Raw genomic sequence first — 22,324 nt, forward strand, 5'->3', positions numbered from 1 at the left:
CGGGATCAGGCCGCGGCCTCGACGAGACGCTGCGCCGCACGCAGCGCGGCGACCAGCCGGTTCTGCCCGCGCGTGAGCTGCACCTTGGCGAAGCCCTGCGTCGGCGCGTCCAGATTGGCGATCTCGGTGGCGACCGCCAGAGTCGGCAGCGGCGGCACCGGCGTCGCGGGATCGTGCCGGAAGCGCGGCGCGACGGTGAAGTTGATCGGCACCAGGATGCGGGCCAGCGCGACGATGGCGTCGTTGGCCTTGGCCGCGTCCGCCTTGCCCGCCGCGATCCGGTCGTGGAAGCGCCCGAGCGCGGCGTCGAGGGAGGCGAGGGCGGCGCGCGTTTCGGAGAAGTCGAAGGCCGCGCCGGCCGCCTTGGCGTAGCGGTCCAGCGTCTCGCCGAACTCCCGCGTCGTGGCGCGCCAGTCGAACGGCAGGATCTCGGCGTTGGCGACGCCCAGGATCGAGCCGAGATAGACCTTGATATCGCGCAGCAGGATATCCCTGTCGGCGATGTCCATGGTGTCGTTCTCGGTGTGCCAGGCGATGTTGCCGCCGCAGCCGCCGACCGCGTAGTAGCCCTTCGCGGCGCGCAGGTCGTCCGGCATGGTCGAGCTGAGCATGAAGAAGCTCGAGATGCCGATATTGTTGAACGAGTAGTCGCCGGCGCGGTGCGGGCGCTCGCCGTGGCTGTCGAGGCCGCAGACCTCCTTGATGACGCCCTGGACGTAGCCCTCGGTCTCGGACATCCACGAGACGTCCTTGAACAAAGTCGCCCAGCGGCAGCCGGGGCTGTCGCAGTTGACCTGCGCGACGCAGTTCTCGTCGAGGTCGATGGCGAACTTGTCGGCGAACCAGGTGGAGCCGGCGTAGCGGCCGGTGGAATGGCCGGGCCACCAGGCGATGCGCACCGTGCGGCGCAGCCCGGCGCGGTGCTTCCACAGCACGCGCGCGATCTCCACCATGGCCGCGTCACCGGTGGCGTTGTCGCCGACGCCGACGTCCCAGCTGTCGTAGTGGCCGTGCAGCAGCACGAACTTGTCGGGCTCGACGGTTCCCTTGATCTCGACGACGGGCAGCTTCTGCGTGAACCAGCCCTCGCGCATCTCGGTCTCGATGGTCACGCTCTCGCCGCGCGACGCGAGCTCGATGAGCGCCTTGCCGTCGGCGTTGTTGACGGCGACGACCGGGATCTTCGGCTTGCGCGGCAGGTCGTCGAGGTCGGGCGTGCCCCAGATCGAGGTGCAGATGCCCCAGTGAATGTCGACGCCGGGGTTCATGGCGATGATGCCGACGGCGCCCTTCTCCTCGAACTCGCGCATCTTCTGCGGGAAGGCGAAGCCCTCGGAGATCACGATCTTGCCGCGGATGCGGTCGGCGGAGGAGGCGTCGGCGTCCTGGTTCTTGGCGAACAGCGTGGTCACGCCGCGCGAGTAGGTGGCCGGCACGTGGACGATGGGCGCCGTGATGCCGCCGCGGCAATCGATGGCGTAGGCCGGCGGCTTGGCGCGGATGACGCGTCCGCCCGCCTTCACCCGCGCGTCGTAGGGCACGGACAGGTAGATCTCGGCCTCGTGCACCGTGACGGGCACGCCGGCCTTCTGAAGGGCGGCGACGATGACGTCGGCGCTGGCGTTGACGTCCTCGGGCTTCCACCGCGGCCGGGTCGAAAAGTCCTCGACCAGCTTCCACGGCACGTCGAGGGACACCTCGGCCAGAATCTCGGGGTGCGCCATCAGAGTCTCCCTCCCTGTTTCGCCAAGTGAAATCGCGTTTCGCAGGGTGACGATAGCATTTGCGACGCGCCTGACAAGCGCCGAGCGCGCTCACGCTCGCGCTTTCTTTGCCGGAGCACCGGCGCGGCTCAGCCCACGGCGGCGTTGAAGCGCTGGCGCCAGCCCATCGCCTCGGAAATCCGGCTCGCCGCCTCGTCGACGAGGTCGCGCAGGCGCGGCTCGGAGCCGGCCGGCAGGCGGTCCAGCCGCCCCGCGCAGGAGACGGCGGCGATCACCTCGCCCTCCGCGTCGTGAATGGCCGAGGCGAAGGAGAAGGCGTTGACGTCGAGGTCGCCCCGGCTCTCGTTGCGGCCGGTCTCGCGGATGGCGGCCAGCCGCGCCGCGAGTTCGGCCGGGTCGGTGATCGTGTTGGGCGTGAAGGCCCGCAGCGGGCCGGCCAGCACCTCGTCGCGCACCTCGCGGGGCGCGAAGGCGAGCAGGATCTTGGGGCCCCCGCCGGCGTGCAGCGGCCCGCGCCGGCCGACCTGGGCGTAGAGCCGGCCCGAATCCAGCGCGGTGCGCAGCGCCACGCAGAGGCTGTGGACGCCGTCGCGCACCAGCAGGTTGACGTGCTGGCCGGAGCTGCGGGCGAGGTCGTCCAGGAACGGCGCGGCGGCCTTGATCAGCGCCACGTTGTCCTGGGCGCTGGAGGCGAGGAACAGCGGCCGGTAGCCGAGCGTATAGGTGCGCGTGGCGGGGTCCTTGATGACGTAGCCGCGTTGCTCCAGCGTGAAGATGAGCCTGAAAACCAGGCTCTTGGTATTGCCGGACACCTTCGCCAGCTCGGTGACGCTGAGGCCGGGGTTCTCGGCCAGCGCCTCGAGCAGCGCAAGAGCGCGGTCGACGGCTGAAATCGTGTAAGGCATGGCTCCCGCGACGGTCGTTCGAGGACTGTTCCAAAACTTGGGAATACGCAATCTCTGTTGCGTATCGTGAAAACCCGTTTCACACAATAACACCCAAGACTGACGAAACGCACTCGGGAGGGACCATGCCACACGGCTCCGACGCCACCTCGCGCTACGCCTATTACGACGAGACGGGCGCGGCGCGCGACGTGATCGGGCTCGCCGCCCGGCCGGTCCCGCGCCCCGGCGAAGGGGAGGTGCTGGTCGAGGTGCATCGCTCCGGGATCAACCCGTCCGACACCAAGCGCCGCGCCGGCTGGGCGAGCTACAAGCCGCGTTCGCCGCGCATGGTCCTGCATTGCGACGGGGCCGGCGTCATCGTCGCCGTGGGCGAGGGCGTGCCCGCCTCCCGCGTCGGCGAACGCGTGTGGCTGTGGAACGCCGAGACGGAGGGGCAGGGCACGGCGGCGGACCATTGCGTCGTCCCCTCCGGCCACGCCGTGACGCTGCCGGAGCCGGCGAGCTTCGACGTCGGCGCGTGCCTCGGCGTACCGGCCTGCACCGCCCATCGCGCCGTGTTCGCGGACGGGCCCGTGGAGGGCCAGACGGTGCTCGTGCAGGGCGGCGCGGGGGCGGTCGGGGCCTACGCCGTGCAGTTCGCCCGGCGCGCCGGCGCGCGCGTCATCGCCACCGGCTCGACGCCGGAGAAGCGGCAGGTCGCGCTCGACCTCGGCGCGCATGTCGCGCTGGACTATCGCGGCCCCGACGCCGCGGCGGCGATTCTCGACGCCAATGGCGGGCGCGGCGTCGACCGGGTCGTCGAGGTCGACCTCGGCGAGAACCTCGCGCTCGATCTCGCCGTCGCGGGGCTCAACGCCACCATCGCGTCCTACTCGTCGACCCGGGTGCGCGAGTTCGCCTTCCCGTACTACGCCATCGCGCCCAAGGGCCTGAACTTCCGCATCGTGCAGGGCTACTGCCTGCCGGAGCGGGCGCGCGAGGAGGCGATCCGCGACATCGGCGCGGCGCTCGCCGAAGGCTGGCTCGTCCACCGCATCGGGGCGGTGTTCCCGCTCGAGGAGATCGTCGCCGCGCACGAGGCGGCCGAGCGCGGCGACTCCGGCAAGGTGCTGGTGGCGCTGCGCTAGGCAGCGCCCCCGCGGGCGGCGGACGCCCGCCGCCCGCCCACGCGCTCTCCCGGCCTCAGCCGGCGAGGCGCGTCACCTCCGGCCGCGCCAGGAAGGCGTCGATCAGCGCGTTCGCCTGCTTCACCTGCAGCACGACGTGGTTCAGCCGCCGGCGCAGGCCCGCGACCGTGAAGCGATAGCGGTCGGAGGCGGGGTCCATGCCCGCGAGCGTCAGCGCCGCCTTCAGGCTCGGCAGCGAGCGCGATCCGAGCGCGGGATCGTGCAGGTGGCCGGGAAGGTCCTGGTAGAGCACGGGATTGAGCGTGCGCGTCAGGCGCAGGAACAGGCGGTTCGCCTCGGCCGTGATGGCATCGTCGTTCACCCCGCGCAGCCGCTCCTCCAGCGTCTCCGCGGCGCGGCGATAGTCCCGCACCGCCGCCTCGGCCGCCGAGAAATCGAAGCGGTCGCCGGCCGTCTCGCGGTACTCGCGCAGCGAGTCGAGATAGTCCTGCGCGATGGCGCTGGGCCGGAATGGCAGCACGTCGGCCGTGGCCATGCGCAGCAGGATCGAGGCGTAGAGCCGCGTGTCCTGCGCCAGGATCGCCGGGTCGATCTTGTCGATGGTCTCGTGCTCCGAATGCCACCACCACGCGCCGCCCGAGCCGCCGACGTTCGGGTCGCGGTCCGGGTGGTCGGGCGTCAGCATCGAATAGACCGACATCGAGCTGAGCCCGATGCCCCAGAACGACTGGTCGGCGGCGCGCGACGGGCGCGTCGCGCTGACATACTTGTCGCCGCGCTTGCCGATGGCGAGCTGCGCCTTGCCGCTCGTCATGGTCGACCAGCCGGTGATCTCCTTGGTCATCGCCTCGTTGAAATCGCCGACCTCGGCCATCTGGTGACGCGGAACGTAGACGGTCGCACCACGTACGCCGGGCGAGTCGATGTTGAAGTAGACAATGGCGTGATCGTGCAGGTCGTCGAAGAACGTGTCGGCGAACCAGGTCGAGCCGGAATAGCGGCCGTGCGAGTGGCCGGGCCACCAGGCGAGCTTGACGCCGTAGCGCAGCTTGCCCTCGAACTGCTTGATGACGCGCGCCAGCTCCAGCACGCAGGCGTCGCCGGTGACGTTGTCGGTCGAGCCGTCGAACCACGAGCAATAATGCGCGCCGACCAGCAGGAACTCCGGCTCGCTTCCCTTGATCTCGGCGACCGGCAGGCGCACCTCGCGCCAGCTCGTCTCGACCTCGGCTTCCAGGGTCGCGGTGACGGGCCCCTTCGCCAGCGCCTCGCGGATGCGCGCGCCGTCGACGCCGCTGATGGAGACGACGTGCAGCTTCGGAATCGAGGCGGTCTGGTCGAACTCGGGCGTGCCCCAGACGGGGGTGATGATCATCTTGTGGCGCTGCTTGCCGGCCGACATGGAGACCATGCCGATGGCGCCATGCTGGGCGGCGAGCAGGGCGTTGTGCGGGGAGGGCAGCTTGCCGACGAGGGCGATCTTGCCCTTGACGTCCTTGCCGACGTAGCCCGCCGCGTCGCCATCGCCGACGTCGACCAGCGGGGCGGTGACCCCGCCGGCCGGGGTCGAAAGGCCGAACGCGACGCCGACCGCCTGGATGGAGAGCGGGCCGTCCTGCGTCATCAGCGACAGCGCGGCCGAGACCGGGTGCGAGATGTAGGACTGGAACCGGTGCACCGTGGTCTCGATGCCGTAGGAGGCGAGCGCGTCGGTGAGCACCTTGCAGGCCTGCTCCTCCTCCGGCTTTCCGGCCACCTTCTCGCCGAGCGCGCACAGGGCCGCGCAGGTCCCCATCAGATGGGTTTCGGATACGAGGTCGCGGGCCTCGGCGTCGATGCTGGACATTGGCGTCTCCGGTCGATCGTGAGTCAAAGGGCGGGCGAAAGGGTGACGGGCGGACGCGGCTGCGTCGCTGCCGGCATCAGGTGGCAGGCGACCCGGCGGCCGCCGGGCAGGGTCACGAGCGGCGGCCTCTCCGCCGTGCAGGCGGCGATGGCGACCGGGCAGCGGTTCACGAAGGCGCAGCCCGCGCCCACCTTGCGGGCGTCCGGCGTGCCCGGCCGCAGCGGCAGCGGGTCGCGCGTCTGCGACACGCGCGGCAGCGGAACGGCGGCGATCAGCGCGCGCGTGTAGGGATGGAGCGGGCGGCTGATGACGTCCTCGGTCGGGCCGTCCTCGACCAGCGAGCCGAGATACATGACCATGGTGCGGCGGGCGACGTAGCGCACCAGCGCGAGATCGTGGGAAATGTAGATGGCGGTCAGCCCCAGGCTGTCCTGGAGGTCTCGCATCAGGTTGAGAATGCCGGCGCGCACGCTGACGTCGAGCATCGACACGGGCTCGTCGGCGACGATGAAGCGCGGCTCCAGGACCAGCGCGCGGGCGAGCACGATACGCTGCAGCTGCCCGCCGGACATCTCGTGCGGGAAGCGTTCCAGTAGCTCGACGCCCTTGATACGGACGCGCTCAAGCACCAGGCGAATGCGGTCCGCGTGCTCGGCCTTGGGCACGCCCGCGTTGATGAGCGGCTCGGCGAGCGAGCGGCCGATCTGGATGCGCGGATTGAGGGCGTCGAACGGGTTCTGGAACACGAACTGAACGTCGCGGCGGAAGTCGCGCAGGGCCGCGCCCTTCAGGCCGGCGAGCTCGCGCGTGCCGATGCGCGCCGTGCCGGAGGTCGGCTCCACCAGCTTGAGCAGGAGGCGGCCGGTGGTGGTCTTGCCGCAGCCGGATTCGCCGAGCAGGCCGACGGTCTCGCCCTGGGCGATGTCGAAGTCGAGGTCGCGGACGGCGTGGACGACCGGATGCTCGCCGCGCAGGACCTGGCCCACGCCGCGGCGAACCGGGAACGCCTTGCTCAGGCCGCGGACGTGGACGTAAGCGTCCATGTGGAAGGATCCTTCGCAAGCTCGGAGAGGGCGGGCGCCTCGTCGGAGCGCCAGCACGCGCTGGCGTGACCGTTGGGCGCGACGACGAGGGGCGGGGTTTCGGCGCGGCAGCGCGCCAGCGCGAACGGGCAGCGCTCGGCGAAGCGGCAGCCGCGCGGCGGGTGGCGCAGGTCCGGCGGGCCGCCGGCGATCGGGGCCAGCGTGCCGCCGGCCCGTTCGAGGTCCGGGAAGGCGTTGGTGAGCCCCATCGTGTAGGGATGGCGAGGCGTCTCCAGCACGTCGCGCGCCGTGCCGGATTCCACCACTTCGCCGGCGTACATCACCACCACGCGGTCGCAGACATAGGCGACGACGCTGATGTCGTGCGTCACCAGCAGCACCGAGACGCCGAGCCGCGCCTGCAGGTCGCGCAGCGTGTCGAGAACCTGGCGCTGGACGATGACGTCGAGCGCCGTCACGGGCTCGTCGGCGATCACCAGCGCCGGCTGCAAGGCGAGCGCCATGGCGATGGCGGCGCGCTGGCGCATGCCGCCGGAGAACTGGTGCGGGTACTCGGTGCCCCGGCGGGGGTCGAGCCCCACCATGCGGAACAGCTCGTCGGTGCGCTCGCGGGCCTGCGCCCGCCCCATGCCGCCGCGCAGGCGCAGCACCTCGTCCATCTGGGCGCCGACCCGGTAGACCGGGTCGAGCGCGTTCATCGAGCTTTGCGGCACGAAGCTGATCTTGCGCCACAGCAGGTCGCGCCATTCGGAGACGGGGCGGCCGAGCAGGTTGCGGCCCTCGAACACGATCTCGCCGGCCTCGAACGTCGCGTTGCGCGGCACGACGCCGGTCAGGGCCCGCGCCAGCGTGGTCTTGCCACAGCCCGATTCGCCGACGAGGCCGACGACTTCTCCCGCGCCGACCTCCAGCGTGCCGCGGCTGACGGCGTGCAGCGAGCCGCCCTTGGTGGCGTAGTCGATGGCGAGATCGCGGACGGAAAGCAGCGACACGTCCTAGTCCTTCAGCTTGGGGAACAGGACTTCCTCGTAGCCGCGGCTGATGAAGAAGCCGGCGACCACCACGAGGACGATGCACAGGCCCGGCGGCACGAACCAGTTGTAGCTGCCGCGCGACAGCGCCTGCGAGGCGTAGGCGTCCTGCAGCATCGCGCCCCAGGACACCGAGCCGGACGGGCCGAAGCCCAGGAAGCTGATGCTCGCCTCCGTCAGGATCGCCCAGCCGATGGCGATCGAACCGTAGAGGAGCGACAGGGGCAGGATGTTGGGCGCGATGTGGACGCGGATGATGCGCCAGTCGCTCGAGCCGGCGACCCGGGCGGCTTCCACGAAGCCGCGCTCGCGCAGCGTGAGCACCTGCGAGCGGATGACCCGCGCCGTGTTCGGCCACAGCAGCACGGTGATGGCGAGCACCACGTTCTGCGTCTGCGCGCCGAGGAAGGCGGCGAGCACGATGACGAAGGGCAGGAAGGGAATGCCGAGCGCGATGTCGGCGAGCCGCATCAGCACGTTGTCGACCCAGCCGCCGAAATAGCCGGCCAGCAGGCCCACCAGCGTGCCCACCGCGACGACGGCGATGGCGGCGGTGAGCCCCACCACGAACGCCGCGCGCGTGCCGACGATAAGCTGCGAGTAGATGTCGCGCCCGAGATTGGTGGTGCCGAGCGGGAAGGCGAGGCTCGGCGGCACGTTCGCGGCGAGGTTGCCGTCGTCGAGGAACAGGATCTCCAGCGGGTCGGAGGCCAGCACGTCGGCGAACAGGGCGACGAGCAGGAAAACGACGTAGATGGCGACGCCGATCATCGCCAGCGGGTCGTTCTCCGGCAGCCGCAGCGCCCGCATCAGGCTGGGAAAGCGGCGGCGGCGCTTGCCTTCGGCGGGGGTGGACAAGGCGACCTCAGCCATGGGCCACCCGCGGGTCGAGCACCGAATAGAGCAGGTCTGCGACGAAGTTCATGACGATCAGGATCAGCGCGATGAACATGAAGGCGCCCTGGGCCAGCGGGTAGTCGGAGCCCGCCACCGCGTCGACCAGCACGCGGCCGAGGCCGGGCCAGCTGAACACCGTCTCCACCACCACGTTGCCGCCGACCGAGGCCCCCAGCCCCAGCGCGAAGGCGGTGACCACCGGCAGCAGCGCGTTGCGCGCGGCGTGCAGCAGCAGGATGCGCCACTCGGGCAGCCCCTTCATGCGGGCCATCATCACGTAGTCCTCCTGCAGCACGTCCAGCATGTTGGAGCGCATCAGCAGCAGCGGCAGGCCCTGCAGGTAGAGCGCCAGCGTCGCCGCCGGCAGAATGAGGTGGTGCAGGAAGTCGGCCGACGTCATGCGCTCCAGCGTCGACCCGTAGGTCATTCCCGCCGAGTTGGCGCCGCCCGAGGGGAACCATCCCAGGCCGAAGGCGAACACGGCGAGCAGCACCATGCCGAGCCAGAACTCCGGCGCGGCGCGCAGCGTCAGCACCAGCGGGATGCCCAGCGCCTCGGCCACCGAGCCGCGCTTCCAGGCCAGCCACGCCCCGACCAGAACGCCGAAGACGTAGGCGATGGTGATCGACAGCGCCGTCAAAGCCAGCGTGTTCGGCAGAACTTCGAAGATGATGTCGAACACCGGCCTTTTACTGCGAAAGGAGGTGCCGAATTCGCCATGAAACACGTTGGAAAAATAGGCGATGTATTGCTCGAACAAAGATCTATCGAGGCCGAACTGGCGTTTCAGCGCCTCCTGCTGCTCGGCGGTGAAGGTGGTGTCGATATAGGCGAGCGTGGGGTCGCCCGGCATCAGGCGGAACAGGAAAAACAACAGCGTCGCCACGGCCCAGAGGACGAGCAGCATCTGGCCAAAGCGGATCGCGACGGATCGCATGCGTTACTCCAAGCGCAGTCCGGGCGGCGGCCGCCGCGCGGGGCGGCCGCCCTGTGTCCAGGCGAAGGGCGGGCCGTGGCCCGCCCGGCTTGGCGATCTCACTCCGGCTGGAGCGTTTCCTTCTTGCCGTTCGGATAGTGCAGCTTGCCGCCGACCAGCTCGTAGCCCGCCTTCTTCAGGATGGACTTGGCCTCGTCGATGCTGGCCTTGGGCGGCGTGCCGGTGTGCCAGAAGGGCAGGGCGGGCGAGATCATCGAGGAGGCCGGCACGGCGAAGCCGTTCCACGCCGCCTGCGCCATCAGGTTGCGGTTGATCGCCACCGACAGCGCCTGCCGGAAGGCGACGTCGTCGAAGGGCTGGCGGCGCAGATTGTGGCCGACGAAGCGCAGCCCCATGTCGACCGTCGAGGCGACCTGGATCTCCTTCTGCTGGGCCGCGAGATCCAGCAGCAGCTTCGGGTCGCCGCGGTAGTCCGACAGGAAGTTGAGCTCGCCGCGCTTCAGCATGCCGAGGCTCGCCTCGTTGTTCGGCACGATGCGCAGGATGAAGCGGTCCATCTTGGGCGCCGACCAGTGGGTCGCGTTGCGCTCAAGGACGATTTCCTCGTTCAGCTTGAAGCGCGCGACCTTGAAGGGGCCGGAGCCGATCGGCTGCTGCTCCTGGTAGGACTCCGCGTTCTCCGTCTTGCCCGCCATGCCCTGCAGGATGGGCTCCCACACATGCTTCGGGATCAGGTTGATCTTGGCGATGGTGGAGATCAGGAAGGAAGCGTTGGGCTCCTTCAGCTTGAAGCGGATCGTGTCGGGCCCGGTCTTCTCCATCGACGCGATGTTGGTCGCGAACGGCTTGTACATGGGCGCCTTGTCGCCCATCGTCGCCTGGTAGGAGAAGATGACGTCCTCGGCGGTGACGGGCTTGCCGTCATGCCACTTCATGTCGGGGCGCAGCACGACGTCGAGCGTGGTGGGGTCGACCCAGGTGACGCTCTTGGCGGCGTAGGGCTTGGCCAAGCCGTCCGGCCCGATGCGCATCAGCCGGTCCCAGACGAGCTCGGTGATCCAGCTGTCCGGCGCGCCGGAGATGTAGAGCGGGTTGATGGAGTTCAGCGCCTCGGTGGAGTTGGCGATGATGTCCTTCACCGAGCCCGCCGGCTCCGCGCCCACGAAGGTCCAGTAGTTGCGGATGCCGATGCCGCCCTGGTCGACGACCGATGCCGGCTTGATCACCGTCGAGAGATAGCCGACCGTGTTCTTCGGGTGGACGAGGAACACGTAGGGCGCGTCGTGCGCGACCATCGACTGCGCCTTGGACACCAGGACCTTGCGCTTCTCGGGGTCGGTTTCGCGACGCTGCTGCTCGGCGATCGCGTCGTACTCCTTGTTGGTGTAGCCGACGAAGTTGAAGCCCTTCTCGGCCGTCGAGGAGTGGAACAGGTTGAACACCAGCTCGTCCGGATCGCTGCGCTCCGGCCGGCCGACCATGCGCCACATGGCGGTGTCCCACTTCTGGCGGTTGTACCAGACGTAGTCGGACAGCTGAGGACGCGGGAAGCCGCGGACCTCGACGTCGAGGCCGAGCTTGCGCCACTCCTGCGCGATGAGCTGGGCGGCCTGGTATTCCTGCGGGTCCGCGGCCTGGGCGGCCGTCGCCAGCACGATCTTGCGAATCTGGTCGCCGGCCGCGTGGGCGACGCCAGCCAGCGGAATGGAGGCCGCCAGGGCGGCCGCGGACAGAACGACGAAACGGCGTTGGAGATTCATGCCTCTCCTCCCCTCAAGGACAGGTAAAAACCAGAAAGAGCGCGCGACACCGGCTTCAGCCCGTCGCGCCTCGAGAGGAAGTGTGGCGCAGTTGTTGCGCTACGTAAACTGCTTTTTCGCCTATCGAAACGCGTATCGTTTCAAGGCAGCCGATGACGGCCCGGCCGCACGCACAGGTTAAGGGGCGCGCCGCCTCCGCGCAGGCCGTTCGGCCGCGCCGAGCCCGCGATGGCCGCCGCCCGGCAGGGACGGCGGCCGCCTTGATGTCCGCGTCACTTCGTCTTTTGAATCGAGGTGACGGTGAGCTGGCCGTTCACGCGGTCGGCGGTGAACTGCACCTTGTCGCCGGCCTTGACCTCCTTGAGGACATCCTTGTTGCCGGCGCGGAACACCATGGTCATCTCGCCCATGTCGAGATTGGGAATGGGGCCGTGCTTGATCGTGATCTTCTCGGCGCTCTCGTCGATCTTCTGCACCGTCCCGGCCACCTTGGGCATGGACTGGGCGAGCGCCGGCGTGGCGAGGAGGGCGGCGGCGAAAAGGGCGATCGTGGTCGTTTTCATCTCTCTCTCTCTCTCTTTCCAGCTTCGTTCACTTGACGATCAGGGTTCCGGCCATGCCCGCCTCGCGGTGGCCCGGGATCAGGCATGAGAAGTCGAACGATCCGGCGCGCGTGAACCGCCAGACGATCTCGCCCGTGGCTCCCGGGGCGAGCCGCTTCGCGTTGGGGTCGTCGTGCTCCATGTCCGGGTTTTTCTTCATCTCCTCGGCGTGCTTCATGTTGCCCTCGAGGGTGCCGATGACGAGCTCGTGGTCGAGCTGGCCGGCGTTGACGAGCTTGAAGCGCACCTGCTCGCCCTTGCGGATCTCCAGCCGGTTCGGCGCGAATTCCATGCGCGAGTCGCCTTCCTTCATCGTGATCGTCACGACCCGGGCCGGCTTGCGCGGATCGCCGGGGGCGCCGAACGCCGTCACGTCATGGGTGTGGCCGGGCGGCCCCGCGCCGGCGAGCGCGGCGGCAGGCGCGAGCGCGAGGCACAACGCGGCGATAATGGCGTGTGTCTTCATGCGGTTTTCCTTCTCTCTGTTGTTCAGTGGTCTTCGTGTCCGCCGTGCGCGGACGGACGCTTGCGCGGGTCCACTGCGGCGAATTCGGTGGAGGCGGGCGGGCCCGCGTCCGCCTTGCGGTCCGGCCGGACGAGAGCGGGCGTCGCGCCCGTCCACTCGCGCGCGACGGACCCGGCCGGGTGCTTGAACCAGCCCGGGTCCTTGTAGTCGTCCTTCGCCAAGCCCTCGCGGACCTTCACGACGGAGAACATGCCGCCCATCTCGACCGGCCCGAACTGGGCGAACCCGGTCATCATCGGCAGCGTGTTGTCGGGCAGCGGCATTTCCATCGAGCCCATCTCGCCCATGCCGGTCGAGCCCATCGGCATGTAGCCTGGCACCAGCTTCTGGATGCTCTTGGCCACCTCCTTCTTGTCCACGCCGACATAGGTCTTCACTGCGTGGCCCATGGCGTTCATCGTGTGGTGCGACTTGTGGCAGTGGATGGCCCAGTCGCCCGGCTCGTCGGCGACGAAGTCGAACGAGCGCATCTGGCCGACGGCGCAGTCGATCGACACCTCGGGCCAGGCGGCCTCCTCCGGCACCCAGCCGCCATCCGTGCCCGAGACCTTGAACTCGTAGCCGTGCAGGTGGATCGGGTGGTTGGTCATGGTGAGGTTGCCGAAGCGGATCCGAACCTTGTCGCCGAGGCCGACCACGAAGGGGTCGATGCCGGGGAAGGCGCGGCTGTTCCAGCACCACAGGTTGAACTCCGTCATGGTGTTCACCTTCGGCACGTAGCTGCCGGCTTCGATGTCGAAGGCGTTGAGCAGGAACGCGAAATCGCGGTCGACGCGCCGGAAGGCAGGGTCTCGCGGGTGGACGATGAACAGGCCCATCATCCCCATCGCCATCTGAACCATCTCGTCCGAATGCGGGTGGTACATGAACGTGCCGCTGCGCCGCAGCCTGAACTCGTAGACGAAGGTCTTGCCGGGCGGGATGTGCGGCTGGGTGAGGCCGCCGACCCCGTCCATGCCGTTGGGCAGCCGCTGGCCGTGCCAATGGACGGCGGTCGTCTCGGGAAGGCGGTTGGTGACGAAGATGCGGACGTTGTCGCCCTCCACCGCCTCGATGGTCGGGCCGGGCGACTGGCCGTTATAGCCCCACAGATGGGCCTTCATGCCGGGGGCGATCTCGCGCACCACCGGCTCGGCCACCAGGTGAAACTCCTTCCAGTCGCCGTTCATCCGCCAGGGAAGGGTCCAGCCGTTGAGCGTCACCACCGGCTGGTAGTCCGGCCCGGTGGTGGGCGCGAGGGGCGCCTGCGTGGCGGGATCGCGGACGGTCGGGGCCTCCGGGATCGAGGCCGCCTGCACGCGGCCGCTGACCATCGACGCCCCGGTGAGCACGAGCCCGCCGCCGGCGGCGCGAATCAGGTGTCTGCGCGACAAGTCCATCTTGTTCTCCGCCATGGTCAGTGCCCTCCCGCGTCGGCCGCCGCTTGCGTCGCGCCCCCGCTCGGGGTCCCGCCCGACGTGCCGCCGCCGGCGAGCGCGGCGCGCAGGTCGGCGTCGGCGATCCAGAAGTCGCGCAGCGTTTCGACGGCCTGGGCCTGGGCGAGAATGCGGGCGCGCGCGTCAGCCACCAGCGCCGTCACGTCGGCCAGCATGCCGCTGTAGTGCAGCAGGGACTCGTCCTGGATCTGGCGGCGCAACGGCAGCACGCGGGTCTGCACGTGGCGGGCGATGTCCCACGCGCCGCGCCACGCCATGTAGGCCTCCCGCGCCTCGGAACGGACGTTCACCGCCTTTTCCGCCAGCAGGTTGGCGGCCTGCATGTAGCGTTGTTCGGCCTCCATCGCCCGGGCCTGGCCGAAGTCGAAGATGGGAATCTCGAACTCGATCTCCAGGCCCCGCGTCTTTGCGGTCTCACGCTGGACGGACCCGTCGTCGTTGACGACGCGGGCGCGGTCGTACTTGCTGGTCCCCACCAGGTCGACGTCGCGCACGAAGCGCGTCGCCTGCGTAAGGCCGAGCGATTTCGCCAGCGCGTCCAGCTCCAGCCGCGCCGCCTGGAGGTCGACGCGCCGCGCCAGGGCCTGCGCCTCGATCTCACGCTCGGCACGCAGCCGCTGCGGCAGGGGGGGCAGGGCGGCGGGCAGCCGGAACTCGGCTTGCCGGCCCCACAGGCCGAGCAGGCGCGTCAGGCGCTCGCGCTCCAGCCGCTCGTTCAGTCGCGCCCGGGCCAATTGGGCGTCCACCTCGGCCGCGAAGGCGAAGTCGCGCGCCTGGTCCAGCTTGTTGAGCCCGCCCGTCTCGCCGAGCTTGCGGGCGAGCTCGGCGACGGCGTCGGTCGTCGCCTTCGCTTCGGCCAGGGTGGCCACGAGCTGCCGCGCCGCCACCGCGCGGTGGTGCTGCCGGCGAGTTTCGGCGGCGAGGCGCAAGGTCGCCTCCGCCGCGCGCATCTGGGCAGCGTGGAAGCGGTCGCCGCCGATCTCCCGGCGGGCCGGCAGCGTGAGAAGGCTGGTCAACGAGACGAGCAGCTTCTTTTCGACCTCGAGGTCGAAGCCGCCGTCCAGCTTGGAGATCGACACTCTCGGATTGGCCGGCAGGCTCGCCTGGATGTAGGCGGCCTCCGAAATGCCGAGCTCGTTGTAGGCCGCCTGCAGGCCGCGATTGTTGAGCAGCGCGACGCGCACCGCGTCCTCGGCCGACAGGGGCCGGGCGAGCGCGGCGTCGACCGCGGCCGAGGCGGCGGCGGCGTCCTCGGGCGTGGCGATCTTCGTCACCGACTGGCCGAGTTCGGCGCGTGCGACATCGGCCGCGGGGCCGAGGCCGCCGTCCGGCGAGGCGGTGACGCAGCCCGCGAGCAGCAGCGGCAGGGCGGCGGTGGCGAGACGCTTCATGGCGCGGTCCCCTGTGGGGGCGCGACGCGGCGGTTCATCTCGTCCCAGCCCTTGGGCTCGGCGGGCGTGTCGTGTCGCGCGCCGGCGGTGACGGCGCTCGTCGGCAAGGGCGCGCCGGGCGTCGGCCGGGCTGGCGCCAGAAGGAAATCAGGGGGCGTGGGCGCGCAGGCAGTCAACGCCAGCGCGGCGAACACGGTCAGCAGGGGTTTGGTCATGTCCGATCCTGAACGGCGGCTCGGCGTCCGGGCCGCGCGTCAGAGGCATGCTTGACGCGCGGCGGGCGGACGGCCCGGCCGTGAGGCTGGCGAAAGCGGGGCTGGGCCCCGGCCGCGTCAGGCGGATCTGGGTGGTCGTTCGAGCGGGGTGCGGCGGTCGCGCGGCGCGCCGGAGTCGGGCTCGGGCGTCACGGTGAGCCAGGCGCGCCGGGGCGGCGAGACGGAGACGGTCTCGAGCGCCTGCACGGCATGGCACGCCGTCGCGCAGCACTTGCTCTTGCACCCGTCGTGGTCGGTCGACCCGGCAGGAAGCGTCCCCGGATCGGCCGTCGCGCCGACGTGAATATGGTCAGCGTGGGTCTGCCCAGCGTGGACCTGACCAGCGTGGACTTGCCCTCCGGGGGCATGGCCGGCGTGAGCCGCGTGGCCGTGGTGACCGCCGGCAGGCGCGGCGGCGCGCGCCGTGCCGAAGCTCCCCGTCAGCGGAAACGCCGCCAGGGCGAAGGCGATCAGCAGGGAGGCCAGCAGTCTCACGACGGACAAGGCGACGCTCCGAGGGGTTCGACGTCTTTTCTCCCACATTCCGCGCGCGGGGCCAAGCTGGACCGACGACAAGCGGAAGGACCGGGCGCGATAGACGAGCGTTGGGTCGGCGCTCAGTAGCCGGCCCGCTTGTCGACCACGTTGACGAGCTCGCGGCCCGCGACGTAGCGGGCGAGATTGTCGACGAAGATGCGATATCCGCGTTCTGGAGTCTGCGCCGAGGTCGCGCCGTTGTGCGGTGTGATGATCGTGTTCGGGAGCGACCAGAATGGGCTCTCCGGCGGCAACGGCTCGACGTCGTGGGCGTCGAGGCCCGCGCCGGCGATCCAATTCTCCGACAGCGCGCGATAGAGCGCCTTGTCGTTGGCGACGCCGCCGCGCGAGAAGCAGATATAGAAGGCGGTCGGCTTCATCGCCCGGAATTCGGCCTCGCCGAGCATGTCCACGGTTTCCGGCGTTTTCGGCGCGGTCATCACCACGAAGTCGCACTCCGCCAGCATCTCCCGCAGCTCGTCGCGCCGGTACATGCGGTCGACATTCGGCGCGGGCGCGCCGCCGCGCCGCAGTCCAAGCACGCGCATGTGGAACGCCTTGCATTTCAGCGCGAGGTCCGCGCCGGAATACCCGGTTCCGATGATGCCGACCGTCAGTCCGTTGAGTTCGCCGTGGACGATCCGGTCCCACCGGCGGTGGCGCTGCGCCTCCACCCAGTGCAGCGCGTTCCGGTTGAGCATGAGCATCAGCATCATCGCGTGCTCGGCGAGCGGAATCGCGCCGTTGCCCTTCGAGCAGGTGAGCACGACGGGGCTCTCGACGAAGGCGGGGTAGAGCTGCGGGTCGGGACCGGCCGCCCAGCTATGCACCCATTTCAGCCGGCCGGCGCGCGCCAGCGCCTCCGCCGGCACCAGCCCGGCGACCACGTTCGCGTCCGGGATGGCGGCGTCGAGGGCCTTCTGGTCCGCGTGGAACGCAATGTCCGCGCCCGGCGCGATGGCGCGCAGCTCGGCGAGCCGCGCCTCGTTGATGTCGCCGCCGACCGCGATGCGAAGCCCGGTCCCGTCCGTCATGTCGTGACTCCTGTGCGTGTCGTGATGCCTCGGCCGGCCGAGGCGAGTCGCGCAGGCTACACGCGCGCCCCGAACCGCGACAGGAACGCGCGCAGCCGTTCGACCTCGATCGCGCCGCCGAACAGTTCTCGGGGCGGCCCCGCGGCCGCGATCAGCCCGTCCGCCATGAAGACGACGCGGTTGCTGACATCCCGCGCGAAACCGATCTCGTGCGTCACGACGAGCATCGTCATCCCCTCGGACGCGAGCTGGAGGACGACATCGAGCACCTCGCCGACGAGTTCGGGGTCGAGGGCCGAGGTGATTTCGTCGAGGAGCAGGATCTTCGGGTCCATCGCCACCGCGCGGGCGATGCCGACGCGCTGCTGCTGGCCGCCGGACAATTCCGACGGGAGCCGGTCGAGCTTCTCGGCGAGGCCGACGCGGCGCAGCCAGTGCTCGGCGATGGCGCGCGCCTCCGCCTTCGGCTTGCGGCGGACCTTGACGAGGCCGAGCATGACGTTCTCGGCGGCCGTGAGGTGCGGGAACAGGTTGAACATCTGGAAGACCATGCCGGTCTCCGCCCGCATGCGCGCGAGATCGCGCTCCGAGCGCATCGCGCGGCGGGGGCCGTCCTGGTAGCCGACCTCCTCGCCGTCGATCCTGATCGATCCCTTGTCGTAGGTCTCCAGGAAGTTCACGCAGCGCAGCAGGGTCGTCTTGCCGCCGCCCGACGGCCCGATGACCGTGACGACCTCGCCCTTCGCCACGTCGAGGTCCACCCCGCGCAGCACCGTGACCTGACCGTAGGCCTTCTCGAGGCCTCGAATGCGCAGCAGGGGCGTGCCCGAAGAGGGGTCCAGGACAGACATGGTGTCACTCACGGATATACGAGAAGCGCCGCTCGAGCATGCGGCTCAGCGCCGACAGGCCGTAATTGATGACGAAGTAGATGATCGCGCCGAGCACGTAGAGCGGCAGCGCGTTGTAGGTCCGCCCGATCACCTGCTGCATGGCGTGCATCAGGTCGGTGACGCCGAGCAGCGAGACGAGGGCGCTGCCCTTCACCGCGTCGGTCACGCCGTTGATCCACGGCGGCAGGAAGCGGCGGATCGCCTGCGGCGCGATGACATAGGCGAGGCGCTGCGCGAAGGTCAGTCCGACGGCCTTGCCGGCGTCCATCTGCCCGCGCGGGATCGACCCGATGGCCCCGCGCACGTTCTCGATCACCTGCGCGGACTTGAACACTGTCAGCGCCAGCACCGCCGCCGAGAACGGCTGCAGGTTCAGCCCCGCGATCGGAAGTCCGTAGTAGATGAAGAAGATCAGCACGAGGATCGGGATACCCCGGACGATGTCGCTGAAGCCGCGCACCAGCCACCGCACCGGCGCCGGGCCGTAGACGAGGCCGATCCCCATCAGCCCGCCGATGGCCGTGGAGAGCACCACAACGAGCAGCGAGACGACGATGGTCGTCAGCAGGCCCTGCATCAGGAACGGGATCGCGTAGAGGATCGCCGCGAGCATCTAGCGTCCGATCACGAAGCGGCGCTCCAGCGCTCGCAGGGCGAGCAGGATCGCGTAGCCGGTGGCGAGATACATCGACGTCACCACCAGGTAGACCTCGGCGATCCTGAACGTATTGAAGTTGATCCACTGCGCGCCGTAGGTCAGCTCCGGCACGGCGATCACCGACGCCACGGAGGTGTCCTTGAACAGCGAAATGAAGGTGTTGGAGAGGGCGGGCAGGGTAATCCGCAGCATGGTCGGCAGGCGGACGTGGACAAGCCGCTGCCAGGGCGTGAGGCCGATGGCCTTGCCGGCGTCGATCAGGCCGCGCGGCACGGCGTCCAGGCCGGACCGGAACACCTCCACCAGATACGCCCCCGCGTACAGCGACAGCGTCGCGACGAACGAGGTGGTGGCGTCGTAGGAGATGTCGACCGCTGTCGGAAGGCCGTAGAAGACGAGGTAGACGAGCAGGATCAGCGGCACGTTGCGGATGAACTCGACATAGGCGCCGATCAGCGCCCGGACGATCCGCCCGCCCGACACGTGGATGACCGCGAGCGTGAGCCCGATCGCGATGCCGATGGCGATCGACACGAGCGCGAGTTCGAGGCTGAGGACGAGGCCGCCCCACAGCTTGTCGAAGTGGCGCCAGATCAGATTGAAGTTGAGGTGATAGCCCATGTTCGGCCCGGGACGGAGCCGGCGCGCTGCGGCGCGCCGGCTCCGTCGAGGTTAGATCGACGGGAAGCCGGGCGTGCGCGTCGGAGCGTCGAGGCCGAAATATTCCTTGAACGCCGCGTCGTAGAGTTCGTTCTGGTGGCCGTACATGGCGACGTTGAACGTCGTGTTGACGAAGTTCAGCCAGTCCGGGTCGCCCTGCCGCAGCGCCGCCGCGTAGAGCATCGAGAACCATTTCTTGCCGCTGTCGGAATAGCGGTTCGGGTTCTTGGCGACGAGCCAGCGGACGGTCGACAGGTCGATCGCCGCGGCGTCGGCCCGCTTCGACTCCAGCGCCTGGATCACGTTGGCCTGGGTGTCGATCTGCATGACCTGGGCCTTGGGAAGAACCTCGTGCACCGAGCGCTCGGCGTCGACGTTCTGCAGGATCGACACCTTCGTGTTGGCGGCGCCGGCGAGCAGCTGGTCGAAGCTCTTGTTGGCGGCGTCCGGCCGGGTCAGAAGCGCGATGCCTTCCACGTAGTAGGGCCGCGTGAAGGCGACGAGCTGGGCGCGCTGGGGCGTCACCGTCATGAACTGGATGACGATGTCGACCTTGCCCGTCGTGATGTTGGGAATGCGCTGAGCCGGGTCCTGGCGGACGAACTCGACCTTTGTCGCGTCGTCGAACAGGCCTTTGGCGAGAATGCGGGCCATGGTGATGTCCATGCCCACCAGCTCGCCCTTCTCGTTCTCGAAATGCCACGGGGCGTTGGTGCTGCCCGTGCCGACAATCAGCTTGCCGCGGTCGAGCACCGTGCGCAGCACGCTGTTACCCGCCGCCTGCGCCGCCGCCTTCTGAGCGGTGGCCGTCACCGTGGCGGCCGCCGCGACGCCCGCGACGGCGAGCCCCGCCGTGCCGAGCTTGAGAAAGCCTCTGCGACCTTCTTCGTGTTCCATCAAACCCTCCCCGTGATACCGGACCCCCTATCGGTGGCCGGCGGGTATCGCGCCGGTCAATTCCAGAATTGCGTAAGTCGTTGTGTCCGATATACTGGACAGCAATCCTGTGGACTGGATGGACGTTATCAGATTAGCTGGGGTCGTAAAGTGGAAGTCTGTCGACCTACGCTGCAGGCCCAGGTGGCGGAATGCTGAAATCGCAGGAACGGACGAACGGCCAAAGGCGGGCGGCGGCCGGGCAGGGCACGCGGGAGCGCGGAATCGACCGCGTCGTCCAACTGCTCGCCGCGCTGCACCGGCACGGCCGTCCGGTCCGCATCGGCGAGCTGTGCGCCCTTGTCGAGGCGCCTCGATCCTCGACCTACGAGATCGTCCGCACCCTGGTCGACGCCGGCCTGCTCGAGACGTCGCCCGACAGCTCGGTCTTCTTCGGCAAGACGCTCTACTTCTACGGCATGGACTATCTGCGCGAGCACGATCTCGTCAGCCGCGGCAGGGACGAGGTCGACCGGCTGGCGCGGGAGACGGGGGAAACCTGCCAGTTCTGCATGCTGACCCGGGGCCAGTACACCGTCGTCCACATGCGGGCCGGCGTCCGGCCCTTCAGGATCAGCTCCGAAGTCGGCACCCGGATCCCGGCGCCGTGGACGGCGTCGGGCAGGCTGCTCTATTCCGATTTCGGCGACGACGAGATCCGGGCGCTGCTGAAGCCGGGCGATCTCGACATGCCCAACGGCCAGCGCCTTGGCGTGGACGAATTCGTGGCCTCCGTGCGCCAGGCGCGGGAGGAGGGGTTCTGCATCACCTCGGGGCTGGTCGATGCGTACACTCATTGCCTCGCCGCGCCCATCCGCGACCATAACCACGGCACGGTTGCCACCATCTGCTTCGTGGTTCCCATCGACACGCCCGCGCAGCGGATCGCCCAGCTGCGCGACACGTTGGTCGCCAGCGGCCATGCGCTGTCCGTCAACCCGCCGTCGTCCGCGACGCCCGCCCGAAAGACCGCCCGTGCCGACCGCGCCGACAACTGAAATCGACACTCCAGCCCCGGTTCTCGATCTCGCGGTGGTCGAGCGCAACCTCGCGAGGGCGCAGGCCTATTTCGCGCGGCACGGCATCGAGCTTCGCCCGCACGTCAAGACGCACAAGAGCGCCGCGCTGGCGCGCCGCCAGCGGGAGTTCGGGGCGGTCGGCGTCACCTGCCAGAAGCTCGGCGAGGCCGAGGCGATGGCGGCCGGCGGCCTCGACGACATCCTCATCACCTTTCCGATCGTCGGGGACTCGAAGCTGCGGCGACTGACCGCTCTGGCCGTGCGGGCGCGAATGACCGTCGCCGTCGACAGCGTGGAGGTCGCCGCCGGGATCGCCGACGCGTCGCGTCGGGCCGGCCAGCCGATCCGGCTGCTGGTCGAATGCGACACTGGCGGGGAACGCTGCGGCGTGCAGTCGCCTCTTGCGGCGGCGGAGCTGGCGGCCCGGATCGCGGCGCTGGAGGGCGTCTCGTTCGGCGGGTTGATGACCTACCCGCCCAAGGGACGGATCGAGCACACGGCGCGCTACCTCGCGGAAGCCGTCGCCCGACTGCGCGCGGCGGGGCTCGAGCCCGGGGTCGTCTCCGTCGGCGGCACCCCGGACATGTACCGGGCGCACGAGTTCGGCCTGACAAGCCTCGGCGTGACACAGGAGCATCGGCCGGGCACCTATATCTTTTCCGACCGCTACATGGCGGCGCATGGAGTCGGCGGCATCGAGGACTGCGCCCTGCGGATCGTCGCCACGGTCGTCTCCCGCCCGACGCCGACCCGCGTCATCATCGACGCCGGATCCAAGGTCTTCTCCTCGGACCTGATGGGGTTCGAGGACTATGGCGTCGTCCTCGGGGCTCCGGGAGCGCGGCTGGAGAAGCTGAGCGAGGAGCACGGCCACCTGGCGCTGTCCGCGCCCTCGCCGACGCCGGGGATCGGCGACCGTCTGACCATCATCCCCAACCACGCCTGCGCCGTCACCAATCTCACGGACCGGTTCGTCACGCTCGGGCCGGACGGCCGCCTCGGCAGCCTGCCTGTCGACGCGCGCGGCAAGGTGACGTAAGGCCAGGCCTCCCGTAGCGCACAAGCCTTCCGGAGGCGCGCCAAGGTTGACTGCCCGCCCCATGGG

The 22,324-nt window shown here is 69.6% G+C and carries 22 protein-coding genes; 3 read left to right on the forward strand and 19 right to left on the reverse strand.

Annotated features, from left to right (window positions below):
* Positions 1–5 precede the first annotated feature (5 nt).
* Together NK718_RS17730 and NK718_RS17735 are read right to left on the reverse strand one after the other, a co-directional pair.
* Positions 6–1,724, reverse strand: coding sequence for a M28 family metallopeptidase (locus tag NK718_RS17730; RefSeq protein WP_254745016.1), 1,719 nt, complete (start codon positions 1,722–1,724; stop codon positions 6–8).
* A 128-nt stretch (positions 1,725–1,852) separates the two neighbouring features.
* Positions 1,853–2,629, reverse strand: a complete 777-nt coding sequence (locus tag NK718_RS17735; protein WP_254745018.1) for an IclR family transcriptional regulator — start codon at positions 2,627–2,629, stop codon at positions 1,853–1,855.
* 125 nt (positions 2,630–2,754) lie between these two features.
* Between NK718_RS17735 and NK718_RS17740 the strand changes: the two genes are divergently transcribed.
* Positions 2,755–3,759 carry an NADPH:quinone reductase gene (locus NK718_RS17740; RefSeq protein ID WP_254745020.1) on the forward strand — a complete coding sequence of 335 codons (1,005 nt, stop codon included), beginning with the start codon at positions 2,755–2,757 and terminating at the stop codon, positions 3,757–3,759.
* A gap of 55 nt (positions 3,760–3,814) precedes the next feature.
* Here the strand turns inward: NK718_RS17740 and NK718_RS17745 are convergent, their stop codons facing one another.
* The 17 genes from NK718_RS17745 to NK718_RS17825 all read right to left on the reverse strand — a co-directional run bounded on the left by NK718_RS17745 (position 3,815) and on the right by NK718_RS17825 (position 20,161).
* Entirely contained in the window at positions 3,815–5,605 is a 1,791-nt protein-coding gene (locus NK718_RS17745; protein ID WP_254745022.1) for a M28 family peptidase, read from the reverse strand.
* Between the two features lie 23 nt (positions 5,606–5,628).
* Positions 5,629–6,648 (reverse strand): oligopeptide/dipeptide ABC transporter ATP-binding protein, encoded by a 1,020-nt coding sequence (locus NK718_RS17750; protein ID WP_254745024.1) that lies wholly within the window; start codon positions 6,646–6,648, stop codon positions 5,629–5,631.
* Positions 6,618–7,640 carry an ABC transporter ATP-binding protein gene (locus NK718_RS17755; protein ID WP_254745026.1) on the reverse strand — a complete coding sequence of 341 codons (1,023 nt, stop codon included), beginning with the start codon at positions 7,638–7,640 and terminating at the stop codon, positions 6,618–6,620. Before NK718_RS17755 ends, NK718_RS17750 begins: the two co-directional genes overlap by 31 nt.
* 3 nt (positions 7,641–7,643) lie before the next feature.
* Positions 7,644–8,552 (reverse strand): ABC transporter permease, encoded by a 909-nt coding sequence (locus tag NK718_RS17760; protein WP_254745028.1) that lies wholly within the window; start codon positions 8,550–8,552, stop codon positions 7,644–7,646.
* On the reverse strand, positions 8,545–9,513 hold the full coding sequence (locus NK718_RS17765) for an ABC transporter permease (protein ID WP_254745030.1): 969 nt from the start codon (positions 9,511–9,513) through the stop codon (positions 8,545–8,547). The genes NK718_RS17760 and NK718_RS17765 overlap by 8 nt, the downstream gene beginning before the upstream one ends.
* A 98-nt stretch (positions 9,514–9,611) precedes the next feature.
* Positions 9,612–11,273, reverse strand: a complete 1,662-nt coding sequence (locus NK718_RS17770) for an ABC transporter substrate-binding protein (RefSeq protein ID WP_254745032.1) — start codon at positions 11,271–11,273, stop codon at positions 9,612–9,614.
* 272 nt (positions 11,274–11,545) lie between these two features.
* A complete protein-coding gene (locus NK718_RS17775; RefSeq protein ID WP_254745034.1) occupies positions 11,546–11,836 on the reverse strand; it encodes a copper-binding protein in 291 nt (96 codons plus the stop codon).
* A 28-nt stretch (positions 11,837–11,864) separates the two neighbouring features.
* The gene (locus NK718_RS17780) at positions 11,865–12,341 is read right to left on the reverse strand and encodes a cupredoxin domain-containing protein (protein ID WP_254745036.1); all 477 of its coding nucleotides are present in this window, start codon (positions 12,339–12,341) and stop codon (positions 11,865–11,867) included.
* 23 nt (positions 12,342–12,364) lie between these two features.
* Positions 12,365–13,780: a multicopper oxidase family protein gene (locus tag NK718_RS17785; RefSeq protein ID WP_254745082.1), complete on the reverse strand. Its 1,416-nt coding sequence runs from the start codon at positions 13,778–13,780 to the stop codon at positions 12,365–12,367.
* Between the two features lie 17 nt (positions 13,781–13,797).
* The gene (locus NK718_RS17790; protein ID WP_254745038.1) at positions 13,798–15,228 is read right to left on the reverse strand and encodes a TolC family protein; all 1,431 of its coding nucleotides are present in this window, start codon (positions 15,226–15,228) and stop codon (positions 13,798–13,800) included.
* Positions 15,225–15,443, reverse strand: coding sequence for a hypothetical protein (locus NK718_RS17795; RefSeq protein ID WP_254745040.1), 219 nt, complete (start codon positions 15,441–15,443; stop codon positions 15,225–15,227). Before NK718_RS17795 ends, NK718_RS17790 begins: the two co-directional genes overlap by 4 nt.
* Positions 15,444–15,560: 117 nt before the next feature.
* Positions 15,561–15,986, reverse strand: coding sequence for a hypothetical protein (locus NK718_RS17800; protein WP_254745042.1), 426 nt, complete (start codon positions 15,984–15,986; stop codon positions 15,561–15,563).
* Between the two features lie 113 nt (positions 15,987–16,099).
* The gene (locus tag NK718_RS17805) at positions 16,100–17,053 is read right to left on the reverse strand and encodes a D-2-hydroxyacid dehydrogenase (protein ID WP_254745044.1); all 954 of its coding nucleotides are present in this window, start codon (positions 17,051–17,053) and stop codon (positions 16,100–16,102) included.
* A gap of 56 nt (positions 17,054–17,109) precedes the next feature.
* The gene (locus tag NK718_RS17810) at positions 17,110–17,904 is read right to left on the reverse strand and encodes an amino acid ABC transporter ATP-binding protein (protein WP_254745046.1); all 795 of its coding nucleotides are present in this window, start codon (positions 17,902–17,904) and stop codon (positions 17,110–17,112) included.
* Between the two features lie 4 nt (positions 17,905–17,908).
* Entirely contained in the window at positions 17,909–18,559 is a 651-nt protein-coding gene (locus tag NK718_RS17815) for an amino acid ABC transporter permease (RefSeq protein WP_254745048.1), read from the reverse strand.
* Entirely contained in the window at positions 18,560–19,225 is a 666-nt protein-coding gene (locus tag NK718_RS17820) for an amino acid ABC transporter permease (RefSeq protein ID WP_254745050.1), read from the reverse strand. It lies immediately after the preceding gene.
* 51 nt (positions 19,226–19,276) lie between these two features.
* Entirely contained in the window at positions 19,277–20,161 is an 885-nt protein-coding gene (locus NK718_RS17825) for a transporter substrate-binding domain-containing protein (protein WP_254745052.1), read from the reverse strand.
* 191 nt (positions 20,162–20,352) lie between these two features.
* Here NK718_RS17825 and NK718_RS17830 point away from each other — a divergent pair, with 191 nt between their 5' ends.
* On the forward strand, positions 20,353–21,198 hold the full coding sequence (locus tag NK718_RS17830; protein ID WP_254745054.1) for an IclR family transcriptional regulator: 846 nt from the start codon (positions 20,353–20,355) through the stop codon (positions 21,196–21,198).
* Positions 21,176–22,258, forward strand: coding sequence for an alanine racemase (locus NK718_RS17835; RefSeq protein ID WP_254745056.1), 1,083 nt, complete (start codon positions 21,176–21,178; stop codon positions 22,256–22,258). The genes NK718_RS17830 and NK718_RS17835 overlap by 23 nt, the downstream gene beginning before the upstream one ends.
* The last annotated feature ends 66 nt before the right edge of the window (positions 22,259–22,324 follow it).

The organism is Alsobacter ponti (genome assembly GCF_024294805.1).
GTDB lineage: Bacteria > Pseudomonadota > Alphaproteobacteria > Rhizobiales > Beijerinckiaceae > Alsobacter > Alsobacter ponti.